Annotated in this window: 19 protein-coding genes; 4 read left to right on the forward strand and 15 right to left on the reverse strand. The window is 35.3% G+C overall.

Annotated features, from left to right (window positions below; genetic code table 11):
* Positions 1-140 precede the first annotated feature (140 nt).
* Positions 141-743, reverse strand: coding sequence for a hypothetical protein (locus PQ460_RS19955; RefSeq protein ID WP_274170919.1), 603 nt, complete (start codon positions 741-743; stop codon positions 141-143).
* A 1-nt stretch (position 744) separates the two neighbouring features.
* On the reverse strand, positions 745-2,325 hold the full coding sequence (locus tag PQ460_RS19960) for a glycosyltransferase family 39 protein (RefSeq protein WP_274170920.1): 1,581 nt from the start codon (positions 2,323-2,325) through the stop codon (positions 745-747).
* 337 nt (positions 2,326-2,662) lie between these two features.
* Here PQ460_RS19960 and PQ460_RS19965 point away from each other — a divergent pair, with 337 nt between their 5' ends.
* Positions 2,663-3,823: a leucine-rich repeat domain-containing protein gene (locus tag PQ460_RS19965; protein ID WP_274170921.1), complete on the forward strand. Its 1,161-nt coding sequence runs from the start codon at positions 2,663-2,665 to the stop codon at positions 3,821-3,823.
* 16 nt (positions 3,824-3,839) lie between these two features.
* On the opposite strand, the gene PQ460_RS19970 is transcribed toward PQ460_RS19965, so the two are convergent.
* Entirely contained in the window at positions 3,840-4,088 is a 249-nt protein-coding gene (locus tag PQ460_RS19970; protein ID WP_274170922.1) for a hypothetical protein, read from the reverse strand.
* Between the two features lie 175 nt (positions 4,089-4,263).
* On the opposite strand from PQ460_RS19970, the gene PQ460_RS19975 reads away from it, so the two are divergent.
* Positions 4,264-4,779, forward strand: a complete 516-nt coding sequence (locus PQ460_RS19975; RefSeq protein WP_274170923.1) for a pyridoxamine 5'-phosphate oxidase family protein — start codon at positions 4,264-4,266, stop codon at positions 4,777-4,779.
* Positions 4,780-4,833: 54 nt separating this feature from the next.
* On the opposite strand, the gene PQ460_RS19980 is transcribed toward PQ460_RS19975, so the two are convergent.
* The 4 genes from PQ460_RS19980 to PQ460_RS19995 form a co-directional block, all read right to left on the reverse strand.
* Positions 4,834-5,103, reverse strand: a complete 270-nt coding sequence (locus tag PQ460_RS19980) for a hypothetical protein (RefSeq protein ID WP_274170924.1) — start codon at positions 5,101-5,103, stop codon at positions 4,834-4,836.
* A 42-nt stretch (positions 5,104-5,145) separates the two neighbouring features.
* Complete coding sequence (locus PQ460_RS19985) at positions 5,146-5,580, reverse strand: DUF4279 domain-containing protein (protein WP_337993948.1); 435 nt, start codon at positions 5,578-5,580, stop codon at positions 5,146-5,148.
* 261 nt (positions 5,581-5,841) lie between these two features.
* Positions 5,842-6,543 (reverse strand): CPCC family cysteine-rich protein, encoded by a 702-nt coding sequence (locus tag PQ460_RS19990; protein ID WP_274170925.1) that lies wholly within the window; start codon positions 6,541-6,543, stop codon positions 5,842-5,844.
* Between the two features lie 288 nt (positions 6,544-6,831).
* Positions 6,832-7,824 carry a YiiG family protein gene (locus PQ460_RS19995; protein ID WP_274170926.1) on the reverse strand — a complete coding sequence of 331 codons (993 nt, stop codon included), beginning with the start codon at positions 7,822-7,824 and terminating at the stop codon, positions 6,832-6,834.
* Between the two features lie 625 nt (positions 7,825-8,449).
* On the opposite strand from PQ460_RS19995, the gene PQ460_RS20000 reads away from it, so the two are divergent.
* Together PQ460_RS20000 and PQ460_RS20005 are read left to right on the forward strand one after the other, a co-directional pair.
* Positions 8,450-9,220 carry a phosphotransferase gene (locus PQ460_RS20000; RefSeq protein ID WP_274170927.1) on the forward strand — a complete coding sequence of 257 codons (771 nt, stop codon included), beginning with the start codon at positions 8,450-8,452 and terminating at the stop codon, positions 9,218-9,220.
* Positions 9,221-9,499: 279 nt separating this feature from the next.
* Positions 9,500-10,372, forward strand: a complete 873-nt coding sequence (locus PQ460_RS20005; RefSeq protein ID WP_443147222.1) for a GNAT family N-acetyltransferase — start codon at positions 9,500-9,502, stop codon at positions 10,370-10,372.
* Between the two features lie 171 nt (positions 10,373-10,543).
* Here the strand turns inward: PQ460_RS20005 and PQ460_RS20010 are convergent, their stop codons facing one another.
* From PQ460_RS20010 to rlmD, 8 genes are all read right to left on the reverse strand, one after another.
* Complete coding sequence (locus PQ460_RS20010) at positions 10,544-11,104, reverse strand: SF0329 family protein (RefSeq protein WP_274170929.1); 561 nt, start codon at positions 11,102-11,104, stop codon at positions 10,544-10,546.
* A gap of 129 nt (positions 11,105-11,233) precedes the next feature.
* Positions 11,234-12,214: a tRNA dihydrouridine synthase gene (locus PQ460_RS20015; protein WP_274170930.1), complete on the reverse strand. Its 981-nt coding sequence runs from the start codon at positions 12,212-12,214 to the stop codon at positions 11,234-11,236.
* A gap of 178 nt (positions 12,215-12,392) precedes the next feature.
* Positions 12,393-14,006: a DUF2326 domain-containing protein gene (locus PQ460_RS20020; RefSeq protein ID WP_274170931.1), complete on the reverse strand. Its 1,614-nt coding sequence runs from the start codon at positions 14,004-14,006 to the stop codon at positions 12,393-12,395.
* A complete protein-coding gene (locus tag PQ460_RS23575; protein ID WP_443147172.1) occupies positions 13,996-14,292 on the reverse strand; it encodes an ABC-three component system middle component 7 in 297 nt (98 codons plus the stop codon). The genes PQ460_RS20020 and PQ460_RS23575 overlap by 11 nt, the downstream gene beginning before the upstream one ends.
* Positions 14,213-15,004, reverse strand: coding sequence for an ABC-three component system protein (locus PQ460_RS20025; RefSeq protein WP_337994013.1), 792 nt, complete (start codon positions 15,002-15,004; stop codon positions 14,213-14,215). Before PQ460_RS20025 ends, PQ460_RS23575 begins: the two co-directional genes overlap by 80 nt.
* A gap of 29 nt (positions 15,005-15,033) precedes the next feature.
* The gene (locus tag PQ460_RS20030) at positions 15,034-15,984 is read right to left on the reverse strand and encodes a hypothetical protein (protein WP_274170933.1); all 951 of its coding nucleotides are present in this window, start codon (positions 15,982-15,984) and stop codon (positions 15,034-15,036) included.
* 945 nt (positions 15,985-16,929) lie between these two features.
* Positions 16,930-19,041: a hypothetical protein gene (locus tag PQ460_RS20035; RefSeq protein ID WP_274170934.1), complete on the reverse strand. Its 2,112-nt coding sequence runs from the start codon at positions 19,039-19,041 to the stop codon at positions 16,930-16,932.
* Positions 19,042-19,469: 428 nt separating this feature from the next.
* Positions 19,470-21,059, reverse strand: coding sequence for a 23S rRNA (uracil(1939)-C(5))-methyltransferase RlmD (gene rlmD / locus PQ460_RS20040; protein WP_443147173.1), 1,590 nt, complete (start codon positions 21,057-21,059; stop codon positions 19,470-19,472).
* Between the last annotated feature and the right edge of the window lie 185 nt (positions 21,060-21,244).

Genomic DNA, 21,244 nt, shown 5'->3' on the forward strand with positions numbered 1-21,244 from the left:
ATTATCGGATGATTTAGGAAAATTATGAATTTTTAGAGATACTATTCTATTTTGGATAAGAACAGCATACCTGAAAGTCTATATATAGACATAAAAAAAGAGGAGCTTATCACTCCTCTCTTAGCTACATCAGTTATCCATTACGAGTCCATCACACTGATTTTCTCCACAGTATTCGTATTATCTTTATACCAGATCATCAGAATCTGTCCTGCTTTGAGATCAGATAATTGAAGTGTCGTTGCTGTACGATTATTGTTAGTTTGTGGCATCATCGCTGTGATTTGAGATATGGGTACATTTTCACCTACAGTGATCGTTTTTTTCACTCCTGTACTGCTTATATTAGACGTGTTACCATCTGGTCGAACTGTTGTAGGAGTAGAGTCGGTATTCGGTGTATTGATATTAGGTATGCTGTTATCAGCCATACGGTTTGAGCGTGGTGCAGTTGCATCGGTTGGGCTAGACATTGTAGCACTATGATCACTCGGAGACGAAGAACGGCGCTGTGCTTGCTCCATCACATCGATTGTAAGCTGACTACCGTTTACAGACACTACTTTGCCTATCAGATCAGCATTTATCATTCCACGCATGGCGTTGCGATTGCCCGCGCCACCCATTCCACTAGCATTCTTCAGCGTAATCTGTTGCGCAGTAATCGCACTACAAGATGTTAGGACTAGCATTCCGCACAGTAACAGCATAAGAAGAGATACTGAATATTTATTTTTACGCATATTAAGACTCCTCTCGAACAGAAGTACGTAATCGTAAAAAGTCCTGTCGAATCAGCCATTGATACGTATCTTTAAAGCCCATATACGATAAAATAATCAGCAATGGATAGACAGGATAGATATATCTAGACTTAATTTCCCACAAAATATAGAAGCCTACAAATCCTAAAATGACTAGAATCAACGACATTTCATCAAATCGCTTCGCTCGTAGACTACCGATCAGACGAATTAAAATAAAGCAGTACATTAAGAAATTCATCGTATATAAGAGCCATAATATGCCACTACGGTAAGGTGAATTACCTGCAAATAGCTCGGTAGCAAATGTAGGATAACTATACCCACCCATAATAAAGCCTGTACGTGAACCACCTGAGGAACCGTCGTTACCTATACCATATCTTTCAATTTGGTACGTTCCTTCTGTCCATGTCCAGATAATTTTTTTATAATACATCGTGACAAGATCTGTTAAGCTTGCTGTCGATAATTTCTGCGCAATCGATTCTTTGAACAACTCTGTACTGAGCGCTTTGTTATAATCTGCATCTCGCTGGTAAATATTATAACTTTCGCGGTTATCCCAGAATCCAAATGTTTTGAGGTTAATCCCCATATTCAGCCACATATAGATTGGTGCCGCATTGGTCGTAGTCGAAGTCTGCACTTTACCTGTTGCTTGTAATAGCGCATTTTGTGTCCAGCTCGGAATATTGAACAAAACAGCAAACAAACATAACGACAGTACAACCTTTTTCCAACCGATCTGCTTCATATGCAGCAGAAGTGAAATCACAATCGCCAGTAAAAAGATAATGCCTATACTTCTAAAATAGTTACCAACAGTCACTAAAATAGCGGCAAAGATCAAATATTTAACCGACTTTTCTTTCATAAAACGAATCCCAAAATACAGTGCTGACGTAAGCAATGTCGTCGCAATCACATCATTGTAGATAAAATTGCTCATAAATAAAGCAGGAAGATACGTTGCGGCAAATACCAGTACTCCATAATCATGGCTTCTGGAATTAGGAGTAAGCTGTTTGTAGATTAGATAGATCATCAACGTTGTGATCAGAGCAAAAACAATATTGGCTACCTTAATCGTTACATAATTATCTGGAAACATCGCTAATAGTGCTTCAATATACAACACAGTCGAATAATTAAACGGGAACATATGCAAATACCCGGTCTGATTAAATGTAGAATAATCGCCTTTATACAGCATATTCATCGCCAGTGAAACAACGGTCTGTGAATCATCTGTAGGCAAACGGGTAAACAGAAAAATAATAACCACCTGAATCGCACATGAACAGAGCAGAACAAGTGGAATCACGATCTGAGGACGATACTTGTTCAACTTTAAGCATAAACGGTACATGATCACACTGAATATCAGCAACCCAATAATCAATAATAGAAATGTACCTAGATGCTGTTGTTGCAACATCGGTGTATCTCCATACACCACATAATTATACTGTGCCCGAATAAAAAACGAAGAGGCGATAAACAAGCTGACAAAGAAAATCAATAAGAAATAAAACGTTTTTTGAATACCTTTCAACATTGAAAAACTCCTTTGCGGTAACATGGTAGTAGGCATACTAAAAATGCCAGCGATATTTCAAAAATTGAATGCAAACTGTTCCCGTCCCATTCGGTGTCATCTATCGCAAGCAAGTCTTATTCCCACTCAAAAATAGTGATATCCGCAATGTCGATCTACTATTTTTTGGTTTATCGGTGCTATTGGTAGCATACGTATTCTCTCTTTAGTTGCTTCTGGAATCTTATTATAAAGGCTCAACCTGAATTATTGATGAAAATTGAAGTCTGCTGTAGACAATTTTTTAAGTGTTCTCTTATAGGTACTGTATGTATTTTTAATCTAAGGAGGTTTTAGTATGGATTATGAGCAATCCAAACGTCATATTGTAGAACAAGCTAATCTATATATATCTAATCACCGCCATTATAAATGGTTTCAACATTCCGGTTCGGTCTATGAATTGGAGACACTTAAATTATTAGATATCAAAGGCATTACCACTTTTGCTCCTTTAAAAGAATTTCCTTATCTTAAAAGTCTAGAATTCGGTACAACCAATAGCACATTAACGATCCCGGATCTGGTCGGTTTGGAGCAAGCCAGTCATGTAGAACGATTAGCTTTTGTCAGCAAAACAAAGATCAAGCATAATATCGAAGTCATCGCCCAGCTCTCCAACTTACAATCGCTAGGATTATACAATGTACAACAGACGTTGCCAGCACACTTGCTATCTGAGCTCACTTCTCTGCAATCTGTTAGCTTATCTAAGCACAATTATAATAGTTCAGCTTCTCTTCCTGCTTCTCTAGAAGAGATCAGTATCACTGTAGATGGTCTAGATACATTACCATCTATTCCTCCTGCAACTGGTGTAAAAAAAGTATTATTAAACGGTAATCGTTGTCAGATCAATACCCTTCATTCGTTTGCGATTTTTCCAAATGTGGAAGAAATCAAAATCACTGCTCCCAAAACCTTAACAGACCTTGCTTATGTATCGAAGCTTCAGCGACTTAAAGTGTTGGATATTAACTTTGCACCTGTAAGTGATCTCACCGCTCTAGATCAACATCCAGCGATAGAAGAAGTAAGACTACGCGGATCATTGGTAGAACAATTAGATTCAATTACAAGTTGTCCTGCACTCCGAACGTTATATTTAGAAAAATCGAAGTTACAATCTATCGCAAATATACGTACTCAATTCCCCCAATTACAACAATTATGGATATGGGGTACCAAAGTGAAAGATTTAAGCCCTTTGACAGATATGAGTACTCTGCAAAATCTAGATGTAACGATGCTCAAACCGAAATCGTGGGACTTTTTAGCAACATTAACCGGATTAGAGATATTGGATTTATGCAAAACATCTTTTGCCGATCCTCAGTTGTTGTTGGAACTTCCGAATTTGAAAAAAGTACGGTTAGCCAATAGTGCTGTAGATGTGGAGTCGGATGCTTATCACGCATTGGAACATGTTATTTTGGCGCGAGGTGGGGTTCTTACATAAGAAACAGATGTGATGGTTATTCTGCTTCATATGCAGGGGTATAAACATGTTTAATATCCATATCAATCACATAATGGACTTGTCTCTCTTTTGTAGACGCAACAACATTAAACTGATGTAATTTACAAAAGACTTCAATCTCCTCTTTCATCGTTGTTGTTTCTTGAAGAACTTGAGCATACATTTGTTGTAATTCATTCAGACTACAATACTTGCCGTAAATTATAGCTTGTTGAAAATATCCATCCATTTCTATAAATATCATTAGATCACGATTGAGTGCTAATCAATCTATATAGCTTAGAGTAGGTAAATCATGTGCTGAGATCGTTCTTTTCTATTTTAATTGTAACTCTACCGTTTATCTACATCGACTTATGTGTAATGGTTAGCAACGTTGTTTATACACATTTCAACGATTAGGAAAGGTGGGAAATGATATGTCTGAACATTTAACTACAGATCCAGAAGCGATTGAAACGGTCAAAGAACTGATTAAAGATATTGATACCGCTATGCTCACAACGATTTCGGGAGGACGTCTGGTATCCCGTCCGATGAAAACACAAGAAATCGAATTCGATGGCGATCTATGGTTCCTAACGAAAAAAGATACGTCCAAATACGAAGATATTTTACAAGACCCTCGTGTTAATGTATCGTATGCAGGCAAGTCTTATGTATCAATTAGCGGAACTGCCGAATTCGTCGATGATCCTGCTCGTAAAAAAGAAATGCTTAATAAAATCATCGAAAAAATTCTGGATACCTCTCCAGACGATCCGAACCTAACATTGATCAAAATCCATACCGAAACCGCAGAATACTGGGAAAGTGGAAGTGCGATCAAAATGGTCACTCATTTGCTCAAAAAAGCAGTCGGCAAAACCTCTGATCCGAAATCCGAACCAGGATTGAACGAGAAAGTAGATTTGAGTCATGCACCGAAGAGTTAATAAATAGTAAAAAGAGCCACCTTGCAGAAAGTATGCGAAGTGGCTCTTTTTTGCTCATTCTATATTTTTATCATACATGTCAGCAAGAGTTTTAACGTTTAAAGGTGGTTCAGGTCTGTCTGCACAATAACAACAATGATCGTCTCCACATGTTGGCTTGATCCATTGATTACAATAAGGACAGAAGTCATTATCATATTTATCGTAATAAATAACGATTCCTTCACATTCATGACACATCTTATTTGGAACAACTGCTCCACCAATATAGAAATAATTATCAATAATGATTATGCGTTCTTTTTCTTTTGTTCTTATTTTCAACAGATCACCTATAGTACTTTTTATGTGTAAACAAGCACTTTATTATAAATCATTTTCATACGGATTGGCATACAAATCAATAGAAAATTCCGCTCCTATAGCTGAAGCAAACTGAATAACTTCTTTTTCTAAAACCAACCCAGGCGTATAACCTTGTTCTATAATAATAACGATAACAAATATGCACTCCATATTATATCTACTTTTTAGTTCATTTATGTTTGTAATTTTATCTTTTAATTGGAGAATGATTTGCTGTAATTGTTCGTTAACATCAAAAGATTCCTGATTGCCTGTATCAATCTCCCAACTTGTATTTTTTCTATAGCGAACTGTCGAACGATTAGGGATAACATCACCTTTATTATAAGTTATAGTAGGTATAATATTTAAGTTCTCTGTTACATCATGTACGGAAAAATAGTCACCATACAAACTAAAATAAGTCCTTACTGTAGTTTTGTTTATCTGACTCATTCCTTTTAATAATTTATGTATTTGTCTTATACTCTCCGATCCAAACATCCCCCATTTTAATGCTATACAATACATTTTTATCATTCTTAGATTGTATAATCTCTTGCTTATACGCTTTATTTTGAATGCATTTAACTTCTTTTTCTGTTCTAAATTCTAATGCAATATCTTCATTCAGCTCAGATAATGAATAATAGTCTGCTTCTATTGCAAGTTGCCATTCAAATTAGGCATAAACTCTCCTTGTCTATCTAATTTGTGTTAAAGAGCAAACATTTTAATATCATCCAATGCGGAATCAGCATGACCTCTTACGATTTCACTCTCATCTTGCAATCCAGCATGTACAATAGGCAATACTAATTCTTTATCTATCATTCCAAATCGTCGTGCCAGATGACCAAAACCTAGTATAGCGACTCCTCTTACATTGTCATGAGGATGCTGACTGTATTGAATCATCGTATCTTGGATAAACTCCGGATCGTCTACATATAACGCTAAAGAAACTAATCCCCTAACAATAGCATCAGGATCATCAGAATAAATGAATGTAAGCAATTCTTTATGATTTTCTAAAATATGATTATCGTACATGCCATGTTTGTAAGAAATACAATTTAATTCTTGTTCAAGCCTATTGATATTTTCCCATATTTGCGAATTCAATTTATTATTTGAAGTTTGCAATTTCTCAAATTCATGAATTGCATCTTTTTTAATACGAAGCTTTTTCTGATTTTGGATGGAGTCAAAGTTTGTTTCTCTATACATTGTATAATTGTGTTTAAAATTATGTCTTGCTTCTGTTAATGAATAATCTGCATTAGGGCCGCCTTTTACTCGATCTGCATCCAAATCATTTTGACCATCATCTTGCCAATTACATAGCCAGCAAATATCGTGTCTTCCTTGTTCGTCTAGTGTAAGACAACCACAACAAGGGCATTGAAATGTATTCATATTGCACCTACCTTTCGAATATATACTTCTACTGAATATATTTTTATATTTAATACTTATTAACTATTCTTATATGTAGTCTCCCTTCAAAAGCTATACCGTTATATCACTTTTAAAGGGAGATTTTGATATTTCAATCTGTATAAGTCAATGTTCTCTGTTAGCTGTAGCAATCATAGATGATTAACCATTAATGTACGATAACCTGAACTAACGATTTTCTGACGTTTGGACTGAGACTTATCATCGTTCATTATCATCTATGCTACTTCAAGTCGCTAGACCGTTTTAGTTGATTTCATTATATCGCTCAATTGCCTTGCTAAGCAGGTAATTGAAGTTCTCTGGCGTTCCATCGGTTGTATCCAAAAACTGACCGCTTAGATCGGAATCAGATACCGGTTCTTTTTTATTGATATGTTCAATAATTTTGGAAGCAGCGGCTTTGGCTTCTGTAGCAGAATGAACGTAATTCTCAATACTGAAGCTGTTCATGCCTTCTTTTTGAATCTGTTGCTGGTCTTTGGAAAGAGTCACAATTGTATTCAAGTCAGCAGTCATAAGATCATATTTGGCTTTGAATTTCTTCATATCGAGTTCCAGCACATTACTGGCATTAATCCCTTGCTCACTCATTTCGATAGCTGTCGCTTCAGCATCAATCATGAATTTCAAAGCATTATACCGAATCTGCTGTCCTGAATCTTTAAAATTTTTAAGATCAGCTAGACGTTGCTCGGCATCCATTTGTTGCAAAGCTTTAAAGTATGCTTTAGCCGCTTTCTCGTAAGTCAGATTAGTATTGATCAGCTTGGTATGTAGCTGTTTTCCTTTAGCAAAATTATCATCGACATAACCTTTGCTATCATAGTAGACTTTCATCTCATCAAGAATAGCTAACAGCTCTTTGATCACTGGTGTTAGTTGAGTCACTGTAGCGTCCGCACTCGCAAAAGCAGGCTGTCTTGTCGTATAACCTTGTGCTTGATCAATCACTTCTCGCTGTGATGCCGGGACATCCAGCATGATAAAGCTTAGGTTCTTCTCAATAACAGGCTTCTTCTCGGTACCAAACTTCTCAAAGTAATGAAGCAACACCTCATTGATTCTGCCTGTCATCAAGTTGTTAAGCATGACATAAGAATTATATTTTTCAATTTTTTGGCTCTCGCCTTTGTTCATACCTGAACCTGCTTGCTTGATACTAGAGGTCATGCCCGAACAAGCAGACAATACTGTAACTAACAGGATACTGGTAATAATAAAAGATAATTTTCGCAAAATCATAATTCCCCCGATTGATTATTTGACCTATTTGTTTGTCTGTTTATGTATGTACATATGGTCTACTCTATATTAGAGTTCTTTGACGAGTTGGTCTTGAGTCTGGAGTAGGGTAATTACACGGTGTTTGCTGTGTTTTGAGGAATAGATATAGGATTACAGTAGGTAAAAACGGAAATAGAGAAAACTATATCTTATCTTCTAATAATAAGGAGTTGTTAACATTAGATTATGATTCACAAGTATAATATGAAACACTTTGCTTTTCTCTATAAAAGTTTTTTTATGATCGACAATATTTGGCTACTTTATATTTTTAAAGGAAATACTATTGGTATTTATTTCAAAAATACTATCTTGATTTAGGATATTATTTATAATGAAAATAAACTTAAAAAATTAATAGCACTATAGCTTTTCATTTATGTTATCTTTCTCTGAATGTACTTCCAGATGAATCATATGTACTTCTAAATAGAAATAAAATACTTACAAAATTGTAAATGAAAAAACTCTAATCTCGAAAGGAAATAAAATGATACATATATCAGATGTAAATAGCATTGTTCAACGCCTTATCCAAATAGATGTAATCGATTCTCATTCCAAACTGAATCATAAAATGAACGGAACAACAGATGGATTAGTATACACGCTTACCGTCTACGAAGAACCCAAATATATATTAAAAATAGATAGCTCTGAAAACATATCTATAGCAAAAAAATTTTATTCCACTTATGAAGCTAATTCAGTTCTACCTAAACTTTATTATACTGATCCTGCTAACAGATTTATCGTATATTCTTATATCAAAGGAACAACTCACTACAATCGTGGTTCGAAAATAAATTGGCTTTCTCTATTAGTGACAGAACTTTTGAATCATTATCAAATGGATGAATCTACTAAGACATGGGGTAACTTTGTAGCACCATATCATTCTTGGCGTGAATTTAATGAACGAGGTATAAACGATGCTCGCAAAAATCTAGGCACACTTTTACCGACTGAAGATTATGATAAGGTGAAGTCTTTACTGGATAGCACTTCTACAGTAAATAAAAAATACTTACTGCATGGTGATACTGGTGTACATAATTTTGTATTTGATAAAACTATACTAACTGGTGTAATTGATCCTTCTCCTGTGTCTGGCCCACTCATCTATGATTTTGCTTACGCATTTTGCTCATCGCCTGACGATCTGAACTTAGAAACGTTATTTACTGCTTTCGATTTACTACATGATCCCTCTATCGAAAAATCCAGACTTATCGAAGAAATCATTCTTCAACTTTATTGCAGAATAGGAGTCTGTGTTAACGTTCATCCTCATGATCTCAAAGACTATTTAAAGGCTTGGGATTATTGGAAAGTATTTATTTCTTAGCGGTCATTTTCAAATAAATGAGTAGGTGAATAAAGATCAAGTAATACCACCTGCATCTATAGTGACAATATACTTTTTTTACATTTTATACTTTTAATGTTAAGTTAATTCATTATAGACGAAGGAGGGCTAAAAATGATTTAAGACTCACTAAAAGTATAGATATTAATAGTAATTCACTTCATTATTTTATAAAATTCAAAGTTCTTTATGATTGAAAGGGGAACTAATTTGAACCAATCATCCGAACGAATAATACGTCATTTTCAGCAGCAAGACATGCCATTGCTCGAAGAGTTATACAACTCAGTTAAAACGATAGAAGATGCAATATTTTGGTGGGTGGGAGATGAAGATAATTGGAGTAACGTTTATTGTGCTTTTGAACATGGAAAAATAGTCGCCAAAGGGCAAGTGAGTATTATTAGCATTGTATCTACAGGTTGTACAGAAAAGAATAAGCATTCTATCTACATAAATCTTAAAACTATATCAGAAAGACAACATGATTATATATTGTTAGATGAGGTATACAACTATCTTTTCAAAAGAGCGATGGAATTAAAAGCAACATTACCTCAAGAATATAAAACTATTCTTTGCGTAGGCAATGATTCCAAAGAAACAGCGAACAATCAGTTTTTTATTCAAAAAGGATATCATCCTTTAAATAGCTTGTATCATATGACAAGAGATTTGACTCAACCTATACTTGAATTGAAATTATCCGAAGAGTTGGAATTTTCCTATTGGAACATGAATACCCCTAGTGAAGAAAAAGAGTATCTTGAAATAGATACTGAAATTTGGCCTGAAGCTCCATTAGGATTAACAGCATTGTCTGAACATAAAAGTAACGCTTTATGGACATCTATGATTGTCAGACAATCTTCAACCATATTGGGTGGATTGATGGCATGGCAAGAAGAAGATCATGGTGTGATCGAAGATGTATTTGTACGTGAACTGTGGCGTAAGCGAGGAATTGCAAAGTTCTTACTAACAAAGGCTTTAACTTATCTTCAAAATCATCAACTGCCTTTTGCTGAGCTTACGGTTTTAACGACTAATCAATCGGCGTTACATTTATATGAATCGGTAGGATTTTATACAGAAGGAGAAGAAGTTAGATATTTTGTAGCACTTGATTAAGGTGTCTTATTCCTCTCTACTTTCTTGCTTTTGTATGATGATGTTTTATCTATTTCTTTTAAAGTGAACAATTTGAATATATATACAAAAGAGCCACTCTACGATAAATGCGTAAAGTGGCTTTTTTAATGTCGTTTATTTTCAGACAAAAGTTAAAAAACATAGTTATGTCTAAAGGCGTAGCTCATGAAAATACTGCACAATAGGATGCTTTAATTTAACACTGTCTGACATGCTCAAAATTCGCTTTTTCCCTACTCTTCGATCCATCAAAGCCAAAATATTCAACAAGATATCCTGACTTTCTAGACTCTCATCGATCGGTGTGGCTAAGAATTTGGTCGCGGTTGCTGTAAAGTTCGATTTACTAAGTGCAGTCTGCGCGGATAACAGTTCTTTGGCAAGACTGTTCATTTTGCGATTACGTGCCATGACGTGAAGACGATCTTCGGGAACAGCCCCATCGGTTTCTTTACGAAGGGCTTCGATCTCTTCTATGCTGACAGGAATGCGTAGATTGGGATCGTTTTTGATTTCTATTTCACTTTGGTACCAGGTAATCGGACTGGTTTTGTCGTTCATATTAAAGATGTTCTTCTTATCTACCGTTATATAACAGTTGCCTGATTTGCCGGTCAGATAGCTGTAACTGGTTGCACGGTATTCCACTTTTCCTTGTAGTGATGGAGCGAGAAAACCTTCTAAATTTTGCTTTAATTTACTCCAGGACATAGTTCCTCCTATATTGTGAAAGCCTGACGACCAGTTGAATGGCTGTCAGGCTTTATTTGTATATCTGTACTACATACTAAAATATGTGCATACGATATCTAAAAAATTTTTTCTATCATTATATCCCTACTACACTTCTACACTGTCTATTTGCTTCGCTGTAAATTCATCAAGCAATGCCCGCACTTCATCGGTATTCTTAGCGCTCATCAATTCATTTCTTAACTCACTGGCTCCACGAAATCCACGAACGTAAATCTTGAAAAAGCGAGGCAGTGGCTTGAACGAACGAGGTTCAATTTCAGAATATTTGTCATGCAGATCCATGTGTATTCTGAGTAGATCCAGTAGTTCCGTACTACTGTGTTCTCTGGACTCTTGTTCAAACGCAAAAGGATTACTAAATATTCCGCGCCCGATCATCACACCGTCCACACCGTACTGCTCCACTAATTTCAAGCCAGCTTCCCGATCAGCAATATCGCCGTTGATCGTAAGCAGGGTATGCGGTGCGATGGCATCGCGAAGCTTTTTGATCTCTGGAATCAGTTCCCAGTGTGCAGGCACTTTGCTCATTTCATCTCTGGTACGCAAATGAATCGACAGATTCACAATATCTTGCTTGAAAATATGAGTGAGCCAATCTTGCCACTCGTCCACTTCTGCGAAGCCAAGACGTGTTTTGACACTCACAGGCAGACCGCCTGCTTTGGCTGCTTGAATAATCTCTCCTGCGAGTTCAGGACGACAGATCAGCCCGCTTCCTTTTCCATTCTCGGCTACATTTGGTACAGGACAACCCATATTGATATCGATCCCTTTGAAGCCTTGCTCTGCCATACCGATACTCATCTGCCGAAAAAACTCAGGCTTATCTCCCCAAATATGAGCCACGATCGGCTGTTCATCTTCGGTAAACATCAACCGACCACGCACACTATGATGCCCTTCAGGATGACAATAACTTTCCGTATTCGCAAACTCCGTAAAAAACACATCTGGCCTAGCCGCCTCACTCACGACATGACGAAACACTACATCCGTCACATCCTCCATCGGAGCCAGTATAAAAAATGGCTTCGGTAAATCACGCCAAAAATTGTCTGTCATGTTAAAAATCCTTTCGGTTAAGCTATTCTGTAATAAAGAATAATCGAATAGTTATTTTGTTCTTATTTATTCTTATAATCTATTGTTAATTTTATTGATTCTATCATAAAAATACCTGCAAGCGTTCAACGACTGAACGTCAGTCTTAAACCCTAACAATATCAGAATAGTTTAAAATTTATTTATTATTCCATGATTTTCCGAATAGTTCATTTCCATTAGGAGAAAGTTCTAGAATTTTCGTTTCTATTAAGATTTTTTGGCTACCTGCTGAATATGCTTTTTTCTTATCAAATGAAATAAATATTTGTTTATCTGATTTAAGATATTTTTTCAATATTTTTTCTACGGCTATATCAGCAATTTGTTTTAAGACTATAGAATCATGAATTAATATTGGTAATAATGTTAGCTCTAGTACACTGAGATCATACACCACCATGTTTTTATAGGATGTACCTGTACCAGTATCATCAATAGTTTCAAACTTATATTGATTTTTATCAAATGTAATAACAGGCGGTTTCTTTTGTTCAGAGTATATATAATCATTGATTTCCTGCATCTTAGTATTAATTTCTATTTGAAGTATATATAATTGATCTCTTCTGATTTGATCCCTGCGAGCCTTAGTATCATCTCTAGATATTTTAAGATTTATTGAAGTTATATATGCTTTATTTTCATCTTCTAATTTTTCGCTCATTTTTTGTATCTCTGAATATTTTTTTAGTATGGTTTTTGATAAATTTGGTATTTTAATAATTTCCTTAATATTTTCTTCAATAATATTGATTTCATTTTGTGATACAGAAATTATTTTATTTAACTCTTCTTTCTTTGCCTTTAATTCTTTTCTTAAAACGTTCCTTATCTCCGAATGAAACTTCTCGATTTTTGTAATATTTTGTATATTAGCATTAGGAAAAAACCTTAACAAATCGTCAAACTCTTCACCTTTTATTTGTGAAGTTTCTTTCATATTATTCTCAATAGTTATATATTGAGAATAATATTTGCTTCGCTTTCTCTTTGCAAGGGAAAGTCTTTGTTTTAATTTGATAACTTCTTCCGCTTTTTCTGAATCAATATCTAATAAATTATTATTCAAATCTTTTGAAATTCTTTCTTTTATCTCTTCTAATTGTTGAAGTTCTTTCAAATTTTCTTTGTATTTTCGTTTACCAATCGAAGCTACAAAGTTATACTTCTGTGCATTTCTATAAGCACTTAGTTCTGTTTCTCTTTGTTTTAATAAGTCTTCCAATTCTGAAACTACGCTAAACAATCCGAACAACTTCAATAGTGCATTTATTGGCGCTCCAGCAGCCTCATTATGAATAATATCTAAAGGACGCTTTTCATTAAGATTTTCTTTACCATAAATTCGTGAATACCTTCCAACTATATCCCGGAAACTAATACTTGGAAGGTGTATATCATAATTATGCTTTAAAAATTCACAATATTGAAATAGAGAGATTTGTGATACAACATTATATAATTCGTCACACTCATTTACAATTTCTAAATCTTCAGTATCTCTCGAAAAGTAGTATTTTTTCTCTTGGAATATGAAACAAAACTTTATAGTATGTTTACCCACATGTCTTTGAATCTCTGTGGACTTTAAAATATAATCTTTACCGCCAAACACAAAATCTATAATCATTAGAAACGTAGATTTTCCAATAGAATTATTTCCAAAGTCATCTCCTAATACTGTATTTAATGTGGGAAGGAATTCAACTCTTTTTTGTTTAAACTGATTGCATATAATCTCAAATAACATTGCTAACTCTCCTCGAATCAAAACTATATTCTATTTTTCCTAATGCGTATAGACAATCGAGTGCATCTAGAAATTCGGTGATGTTTTGAAATTTACTAATTACACTAGAATATAAATTATAGATAGAACAGTTCTCGTGATTTTCAATTTCATTCATGATAATAGGGAGTTTACTAATAATACTTTCATTGTAAGTATATAATTTATTAGGAAATTTCATGGAACACCTCACAACTCTGAACAAAATACGATATAACTGCTTCGCAAGCTTCACTTGATGAATCATCTGCTTTAGATTTCAACCATTTTACGAGTGCTTCAAATATTTCACTTTTACTAACAATTTCTTCTTCACATTTTAAGAAACTCGATCTAACTTCAGAAGCAACTAAATCAAAACTTAATTTATTCTCTTGGTCTAAGTTCTGAAATGTTTCTTTGATAAGATTGAAATAAATACAAACATATGTTTCTATTTTAACTTTCAAAATAGAATATGTCACCTCAATCTTACTAGAAATTTTTAATGCTTTATATTCTAGTTCCATTTTTTGTAGTGTTACAGGATCAATACTCATTAATGAGTTAATAACTATAACTATTTCTTCTTCTATATCTTGATGTGAGGCAGATATCTTCGCTTTAGACGTTGCCAATAGACGTTTCTTGATCTTAATTAGTCTCAAATATTCTTCTTTGGTTTTGTGATCATCATAATATCCGTGACAATCCTTGCAAAGAGCTACTTTATTTTCAAAATCTTCACAGTTAGTACCTAACCTTTCCAGACCATAAAGTTCTCTTACTTCGTGGAAGGTTGGACTATTCGGATATATATGTGCGATTTGATACTTTTTGTTCATTCGTTTACCTTTTGGCATGAGCAAGTAATTTCCACATAATGGACATATTCCATCTACCTCTAGTAAATGTGCATTATCCGTATTTTCTGTAATAGAGACTCTTAGTATAAGGTAAGGATCATTTAATTCTGGCATTTCCAATATAGACCCTCCATTAAGTTAAATTATTGCTTTGCATTACTTTTCTCAAAGTGAATTTGTTTTCTCAACACTGCAACTCCTCTAATATTTTTATTACCATCCTTTTCATATCTTTCAATTTTCCCAAAGAAAGTTATCTCGATGGTCTCATTCTTACTTTTTGCTTCATCTAATTTTTTAAAAAAATTGGTAAACATAGGTTTAAACAATTTAATTTGAGTAAATGTCTGAGAAGTTATTTTCGAGGATATAGATGTCTTCATTAATCTAATATGAATCCACTCGTGACCATTTTTATCTATATACGATTGACCTGTAGAAGCATAAACTCCTCTTAAACAAACCAATTCTTTTGGTGATCTTGTCTGGAATTTTTCATAAACTTTATCCCACTCTTCAAAATATATATCCATCCACATGGCAGTAATTCCAAAAAATTTGAATTCAAGATAGTTCTGAATTTTATTTTGCTGAAAATGTTTTGCTATTTTCGCGAAAGCTCTTGCTGAATTTATGTAGTCTGATAGTTCACCCTCAATTTTCAAATAATTCCCTGGTGATTTTTTATTTTTAGGAGTCTCCAATTTTTCCTTTTTAGGTATTAAGTCTTGAGATAATAAATCCATTAATGATTTTTTTAGTTCAACAGGTATGTTAACTCTAATAATAGTTTCTTTATCTAGGATAACACCTGCCACTTTGCTCTTACGAAGTGTCTGAGTTTGATTGTTAGATTTATTATAAGGACATTCTCCTCCATCATATTCTAAATGGTTTTTCTTACCTTTTTTCAATCGTAAAATTGGAGCAACATATTTATCCTGCTGTATATGAGTTCCTACAAAAGTTAAATCAACATAACAAAACTCACATTTAAGTGAATCCTTTAAAGTTTCATCCAATTGAATATCATCGACAGATACTTTTCCAGCAGTAGGGTGTAATGCCCAACTCATCTTCATTTTTGAACTCATATTTATCTCCACCTTTTAGTTTAAATATTTGAGACTTCCTTTTACATTTTGTTACTGAAACTACAATTTATTAATATTCTATATTTACAATAATAATAATAGACTATTTGAGTTTTAAACTCTATAAAAATCCTATTTTTTACATATAGAAAAAATAATACAAGCGTCAAGAGATTTATTTTAAATTAGTTCTATAGAACTTAATTAGTTTTAATATATTATGTAAGCCTAATTTAATATTATTCTAAGCAGAAGATTATCTAATCCACCAATGATTTTCTAAAATAATTGCTTCTATTTACAAATAGAACCTTCATTTAAAACGCTCTAATATTACTCAATTAACTACTTAACTATAATACATATAGCCCGAACTTAAGAAAGTTCAGGCAATTTAAGTATTAAAGGAGACAGATATGGATAAAATAACTAATCGCTTCCTCCAAAAATGCTTCTTTCGTCAAATCAATAAAATACCACGATTTAGAACATACAGAAACTTTTATTGATTTCCAAACCCACGAGCTGAAGAGTTAATACTCGCATATCATCCATACTCATATCTATATTATTACCATGAATAGAACTAAACTGGCTATTTCAAATCCATCAGCTAGTTTCCTATATCTCATAAATTATCCTTAGATTTGTGATTGAAGTATAAGTGATTTTATGACGGAAGGCATCCCTATTAATTTTGGTGTTTTCCATGATGCTATTATTTACATTAGACATCCTTGACCTTCAACGGATGGAGATGTATCCGGCAAGCCTCAATTACGTTAAAAAAAGGGACGTGAATGGCTCACGTCCCTAACTCCTCTATTCACTCTCAAACCGTATAGAGTCTATCTTGTTATACTCCTAAAATGAAAATTTATATTATATCAGTTAGTATTAGCAATGTTTCCCTCAAGATAATCAGATAGAAAATTCTTTGACTATTTACTTGTAAAGGACATCGTTATCTAGCATGTCTTTGAAAGCTCTACGAACCTCTTCCCTAATCGCTTCAACATAGTACGAGATATCATTTCTGTTAGCGAGGTGTCTATTAACTTTTCGAATATAGGCCTGGAACTTTGCACCAAAGGAATAGTAAGGTTCAGTCATTACTGGCCGGAATGTCTTCAGATAAACAAGCGTAGCCGTAATTTTTCGAGTATTAAGATGTGATATTAGCTGATTAAATAGTCGATCCTCAATCTCTGAATCCAAATAAATCATACCTTCAAGCAAGATGCACTGTCTAAGGAGTATAGACAGTTCCTGGTCAATTGAGTTGAGTGAATTTTTAATTGTACCTGGAAACGTAACTTTAAAAGATTGCACATTTTTGAAGCGCTCGTGTAATTCAACCTTATAGCCTTCACCATATGCCAATTTATTCGGTAAAGCATTAAAACTATTGCCGTGAGGGGTTTTCCATACGTTCTCATCACAATTCCTCTGTATATTCTCAAATAATACTGGTTTGATTAAGTTCTGCAAACCTTTTTCAATGATGTCCTCCTTAATCTTGAGGCCGATATCTGTCCCATATTCCGGGTTTATTTTGACTGTGATTTTATCAACAGTTTTCTTTACTGATGCAAAACTACCAAACATTGATATAATCGTACCCGGCACATTTTCTATATTTTTAATTCCGTAATTATCGAATGTAGTTGGAGAAAATGAAGTGGCTTTATGGCCCAGAATATGAACGCGACCATTACCACGCTCGTTAACATTATCAATCAACTCCTTTCTAATCCTACCCATTGAATTGAAAAGTTGCTCTTGAATGTATTCTGATGTTGGCTTTGAAGCTACTATATTCTGTGCGAATGGGTCATAGGTGTTATTATCTCTGATCCATTGAGTTTCAAATTGATTAACGGCAAGATCTAATTTATTACTTACAATAAATATATTTAAATCAAAGGGGACACTGCGAAGAAACTCTACGGAAAGTGGTATGAATTTTTTCTCGTTCGCCGATTCTTCCAGTGGAGTCAGTAAAATCATACCTTCAAAGTCATAACTACGTAGTAAATGATTATAGAACTCTTTGTTTTCCAATTTGTCGCCAAATCGGTGAAAAGCCCCCATCGTGTCAATAATCCCTACTTCAAAATGTCCGTTTCGATTACGATATTGAGTTGCATCCATACCCAATTGGGAGACAATGGCTTTATTAATGCCTACATAAATGACAATATCTTTGAATAGAACCTCCATTGAGATATTACCGTTGTTATTATTGCAAAAGAACATATCCTTTTTTTGTTGAATATTGTCATCAGTTTCATCAAGGGGAAAATCGAAGCTGAGGTAACCGTCTTCAGTTAAGTAACCATTTTCAAAATACTCATATGCAACATTTAATAATTGTTTGTTGATATCGATATATTGAGCAGCTAGCTCTTCACCGATTTCTTTACCTGACTGATGATACAGCGTCCCGTCCAAATACTCTCGAAATACTTCGGCGAGTTTTACTTCTACAGAAGACTTATTGGTATGTGATCCCCCTTCTATTGGCTCTGCCTGGGGATCTTCCATTCTTACCTTTGCCAGTTGGTGTAATTCTCGCATCTCATCTCGATTAATCTTTTCGATGATTAGTGCAGTATCATTAATCCAAGCATCTCCACTGTCGTTCAATAAACGAAGCAAAGCAACATAATTTTCTCCGTTGATGAATTTTTCTTCCAACAGATCTCTAACTATTTTAGGACGTTTTACAATTTCCTTAGCCGCATCCACGCCTAAAGCAACTAGCACTTCCACGATCACCTCATCAAAATCCTTACGGCTCAACGGTTGCGTATCTGGCTTTGCAAATAAAGAAATTTTTGAATCATATTGAGGATCATTAGACAAAACAAATACTTTCGGTTTTAACGTCGAACTTCCGGTCCCTACCATTTTTCCAATTGTTTTTGTTGCTGTGGGAATAATAAGATTCAAAAGGTAAGTCGTCTTTCCTGTTCCCGTCGTGCCGACGAGTAGATAACAATCTCCTCCGTAACCACCATACATCGGAATTGTTTTTAGATAATTATCAACCATAAAAAAACCTCCAGTTCTTTAGTCGATTACACGATCCAAGGAAGGAATGTGCGTTCGCCTAATAACCCGAGGGAATTATCAGATTCGTCACATTCGCTACTTCATGGTCGCGGGCGGTCAGCCAGCTACAAATAACGAATAATCAACGTTTATTATGTTTCCTATTTAAGTTAAACTCAAAACCTTATTTTGTCAATTTAACAAATCGAGATCCAATCAAATTATATGTAAAACTAAGTCAATATTGCGCGTAAATATGTTGGCTCTTTTTTGAACTTCGTTACTCATTTGAATAAACTCCGTTGGCTATTCTTTCTACTGCAATATTTCAGCCATATCTTGTTTTCGGTATTTCATTTACCTCAATCATTAAAAACAGGGACGTGAATAGCTCACGTCCCCATTTCGTCTCCAACTCCTCTATTCACTCACTCAAAACCCTTATAAATCAAGGAACAAACTGTTTCGATATGTGTCGTATGCGGGAACATGTCCACTGGCTGAACTTCCATCGTCACGTACCCACCATCTTCCAACACACGCAAGTCTCTCGCCAGTGTCGCTGGATTACAGGACACATACACCACACGCTCCGGTTGCATCGCTAGAATCGTCTCCAACAACCTCGGATCGCATCCTTTTCTCGGTGGATCGACGACGATCACGTCCGGTGTAATGCCATTCTCTTTCCAACGTGGAATCACATCCTCAGATGCGCCCACTTCAAATTCTACATTCGTCATCCCGTTCAATACCGCATTCGAACGAGCATCTTCGATCGCTTCTTTCACAATCTCCACGCCATACACTTGCTTCGCATGTTGCGCCAAAAAGAGTGAAATCGTTCCTATACCACAATACGCATCAATAACTGTTTCTTTCCCTGTCAGTCCAGCATATTCAACGGTTTTGCTATATAACACATCCGTCTGCACCGGATTCACTTGATAAAAAGAGCGAGCCGATATCGCAAACTTCACATCACCGATATAATCGTGGATCACTTCGCGTCCCCATAATACTTTGGTGGTATCGCCGAAGATGACATTGGTCGTCTTGGTATTTACATTCTGGCAAATACTAACCACTTGTGGCATTTCAAGACGGATACGATCGATCCATTCGCTTGGGCGTGGTAGACGTTCTCCGTTGGTGACAAGAACGACCATCATCTCGCCGGTACGGAAGCCGACTTTGACCACGACATGGCGCAATAGACCTGTACCTGACTCTTCATTATATGCAGATACACCCAGCTCTTTGCCGATCTGTTTCACTTTAGCGATCAGTTCATCGTTGCGTGTATCTTGAATAAGACAGGTATCCATATCAATAATGCGATGACTGCCACGCGCGTAGAAACCAGCAACCAATTGACCATTGATTTCACTGATTGGCACCTGTGCTTTGTTCCGATAACGCCACGGTTCAGCCATTCCCAGTGTTGGCAGTACTTTGATGCCTTTATTTTTGGATTCGTTCTGTGTATCTGCGTTATGATCGAGATCAAGCTGAACCTGCTTTTCTACCGTTACATTCAGCTTGCCAATCCGTTGTAAATTATCTATCACATGCTGACGTTTCCATTCCAATTGAGCATCATAACTCATATGTTGTACCTGACAGCCACCACATTGATTATAGATCGGGCAAGGGGCTTCTACGCGATCTGGGCTGGCTTCTAGGATGGCGGTCATTTTGGCATAACCGTATTGTTTTTTCGTTTTGAGTACTTTTGCTTGAATCTTTTCACCCGGTAGAGCGCCTTGAACGAACAATGTATATCCTTCTGCTCGACCTACGCCTTCTCCGTCATGATTCATACCGATAATCTCTAATTCCAACTCGTCATTTTTGGCAACAGGTAGGTTCCCTAGCGCAAGAGCTGTCGCTTGACTCGGTTGTTGCCGGTTGTTGCTATATTTTCTGCCGCCTCTGCGGTCTTTACTCATCTCGTTTGGCTCCATTTCTTTATACACATGACTGCATTTCATTAATTGCTCAAAGCTATCCAACATCTCAATTCACAAATACATTGTCCACTACGAATGGACATTCCGAAGAACAATTACTCTAAAGATTGTATAGAAAATTACCTATACTTACAATAACTATCCGTGTTTTTTCATAGAATATTTAACAGTTTTATCTCAACAAGCTCCAATTGAAAATAGTTCATGTGCACACACCAATTCTATTATAA

It is taken from the genome of Paenibacillus sp. KACC 21273 (assembly GCF_028736095.1).
GTDB classification, from domain to species: domain Bacteria; phylum Bacillota; class Bacilli; order Paenibacillales; family Paenibacillaceae; genus Saccharibacillus; species Saccharibacillus kyungheensis.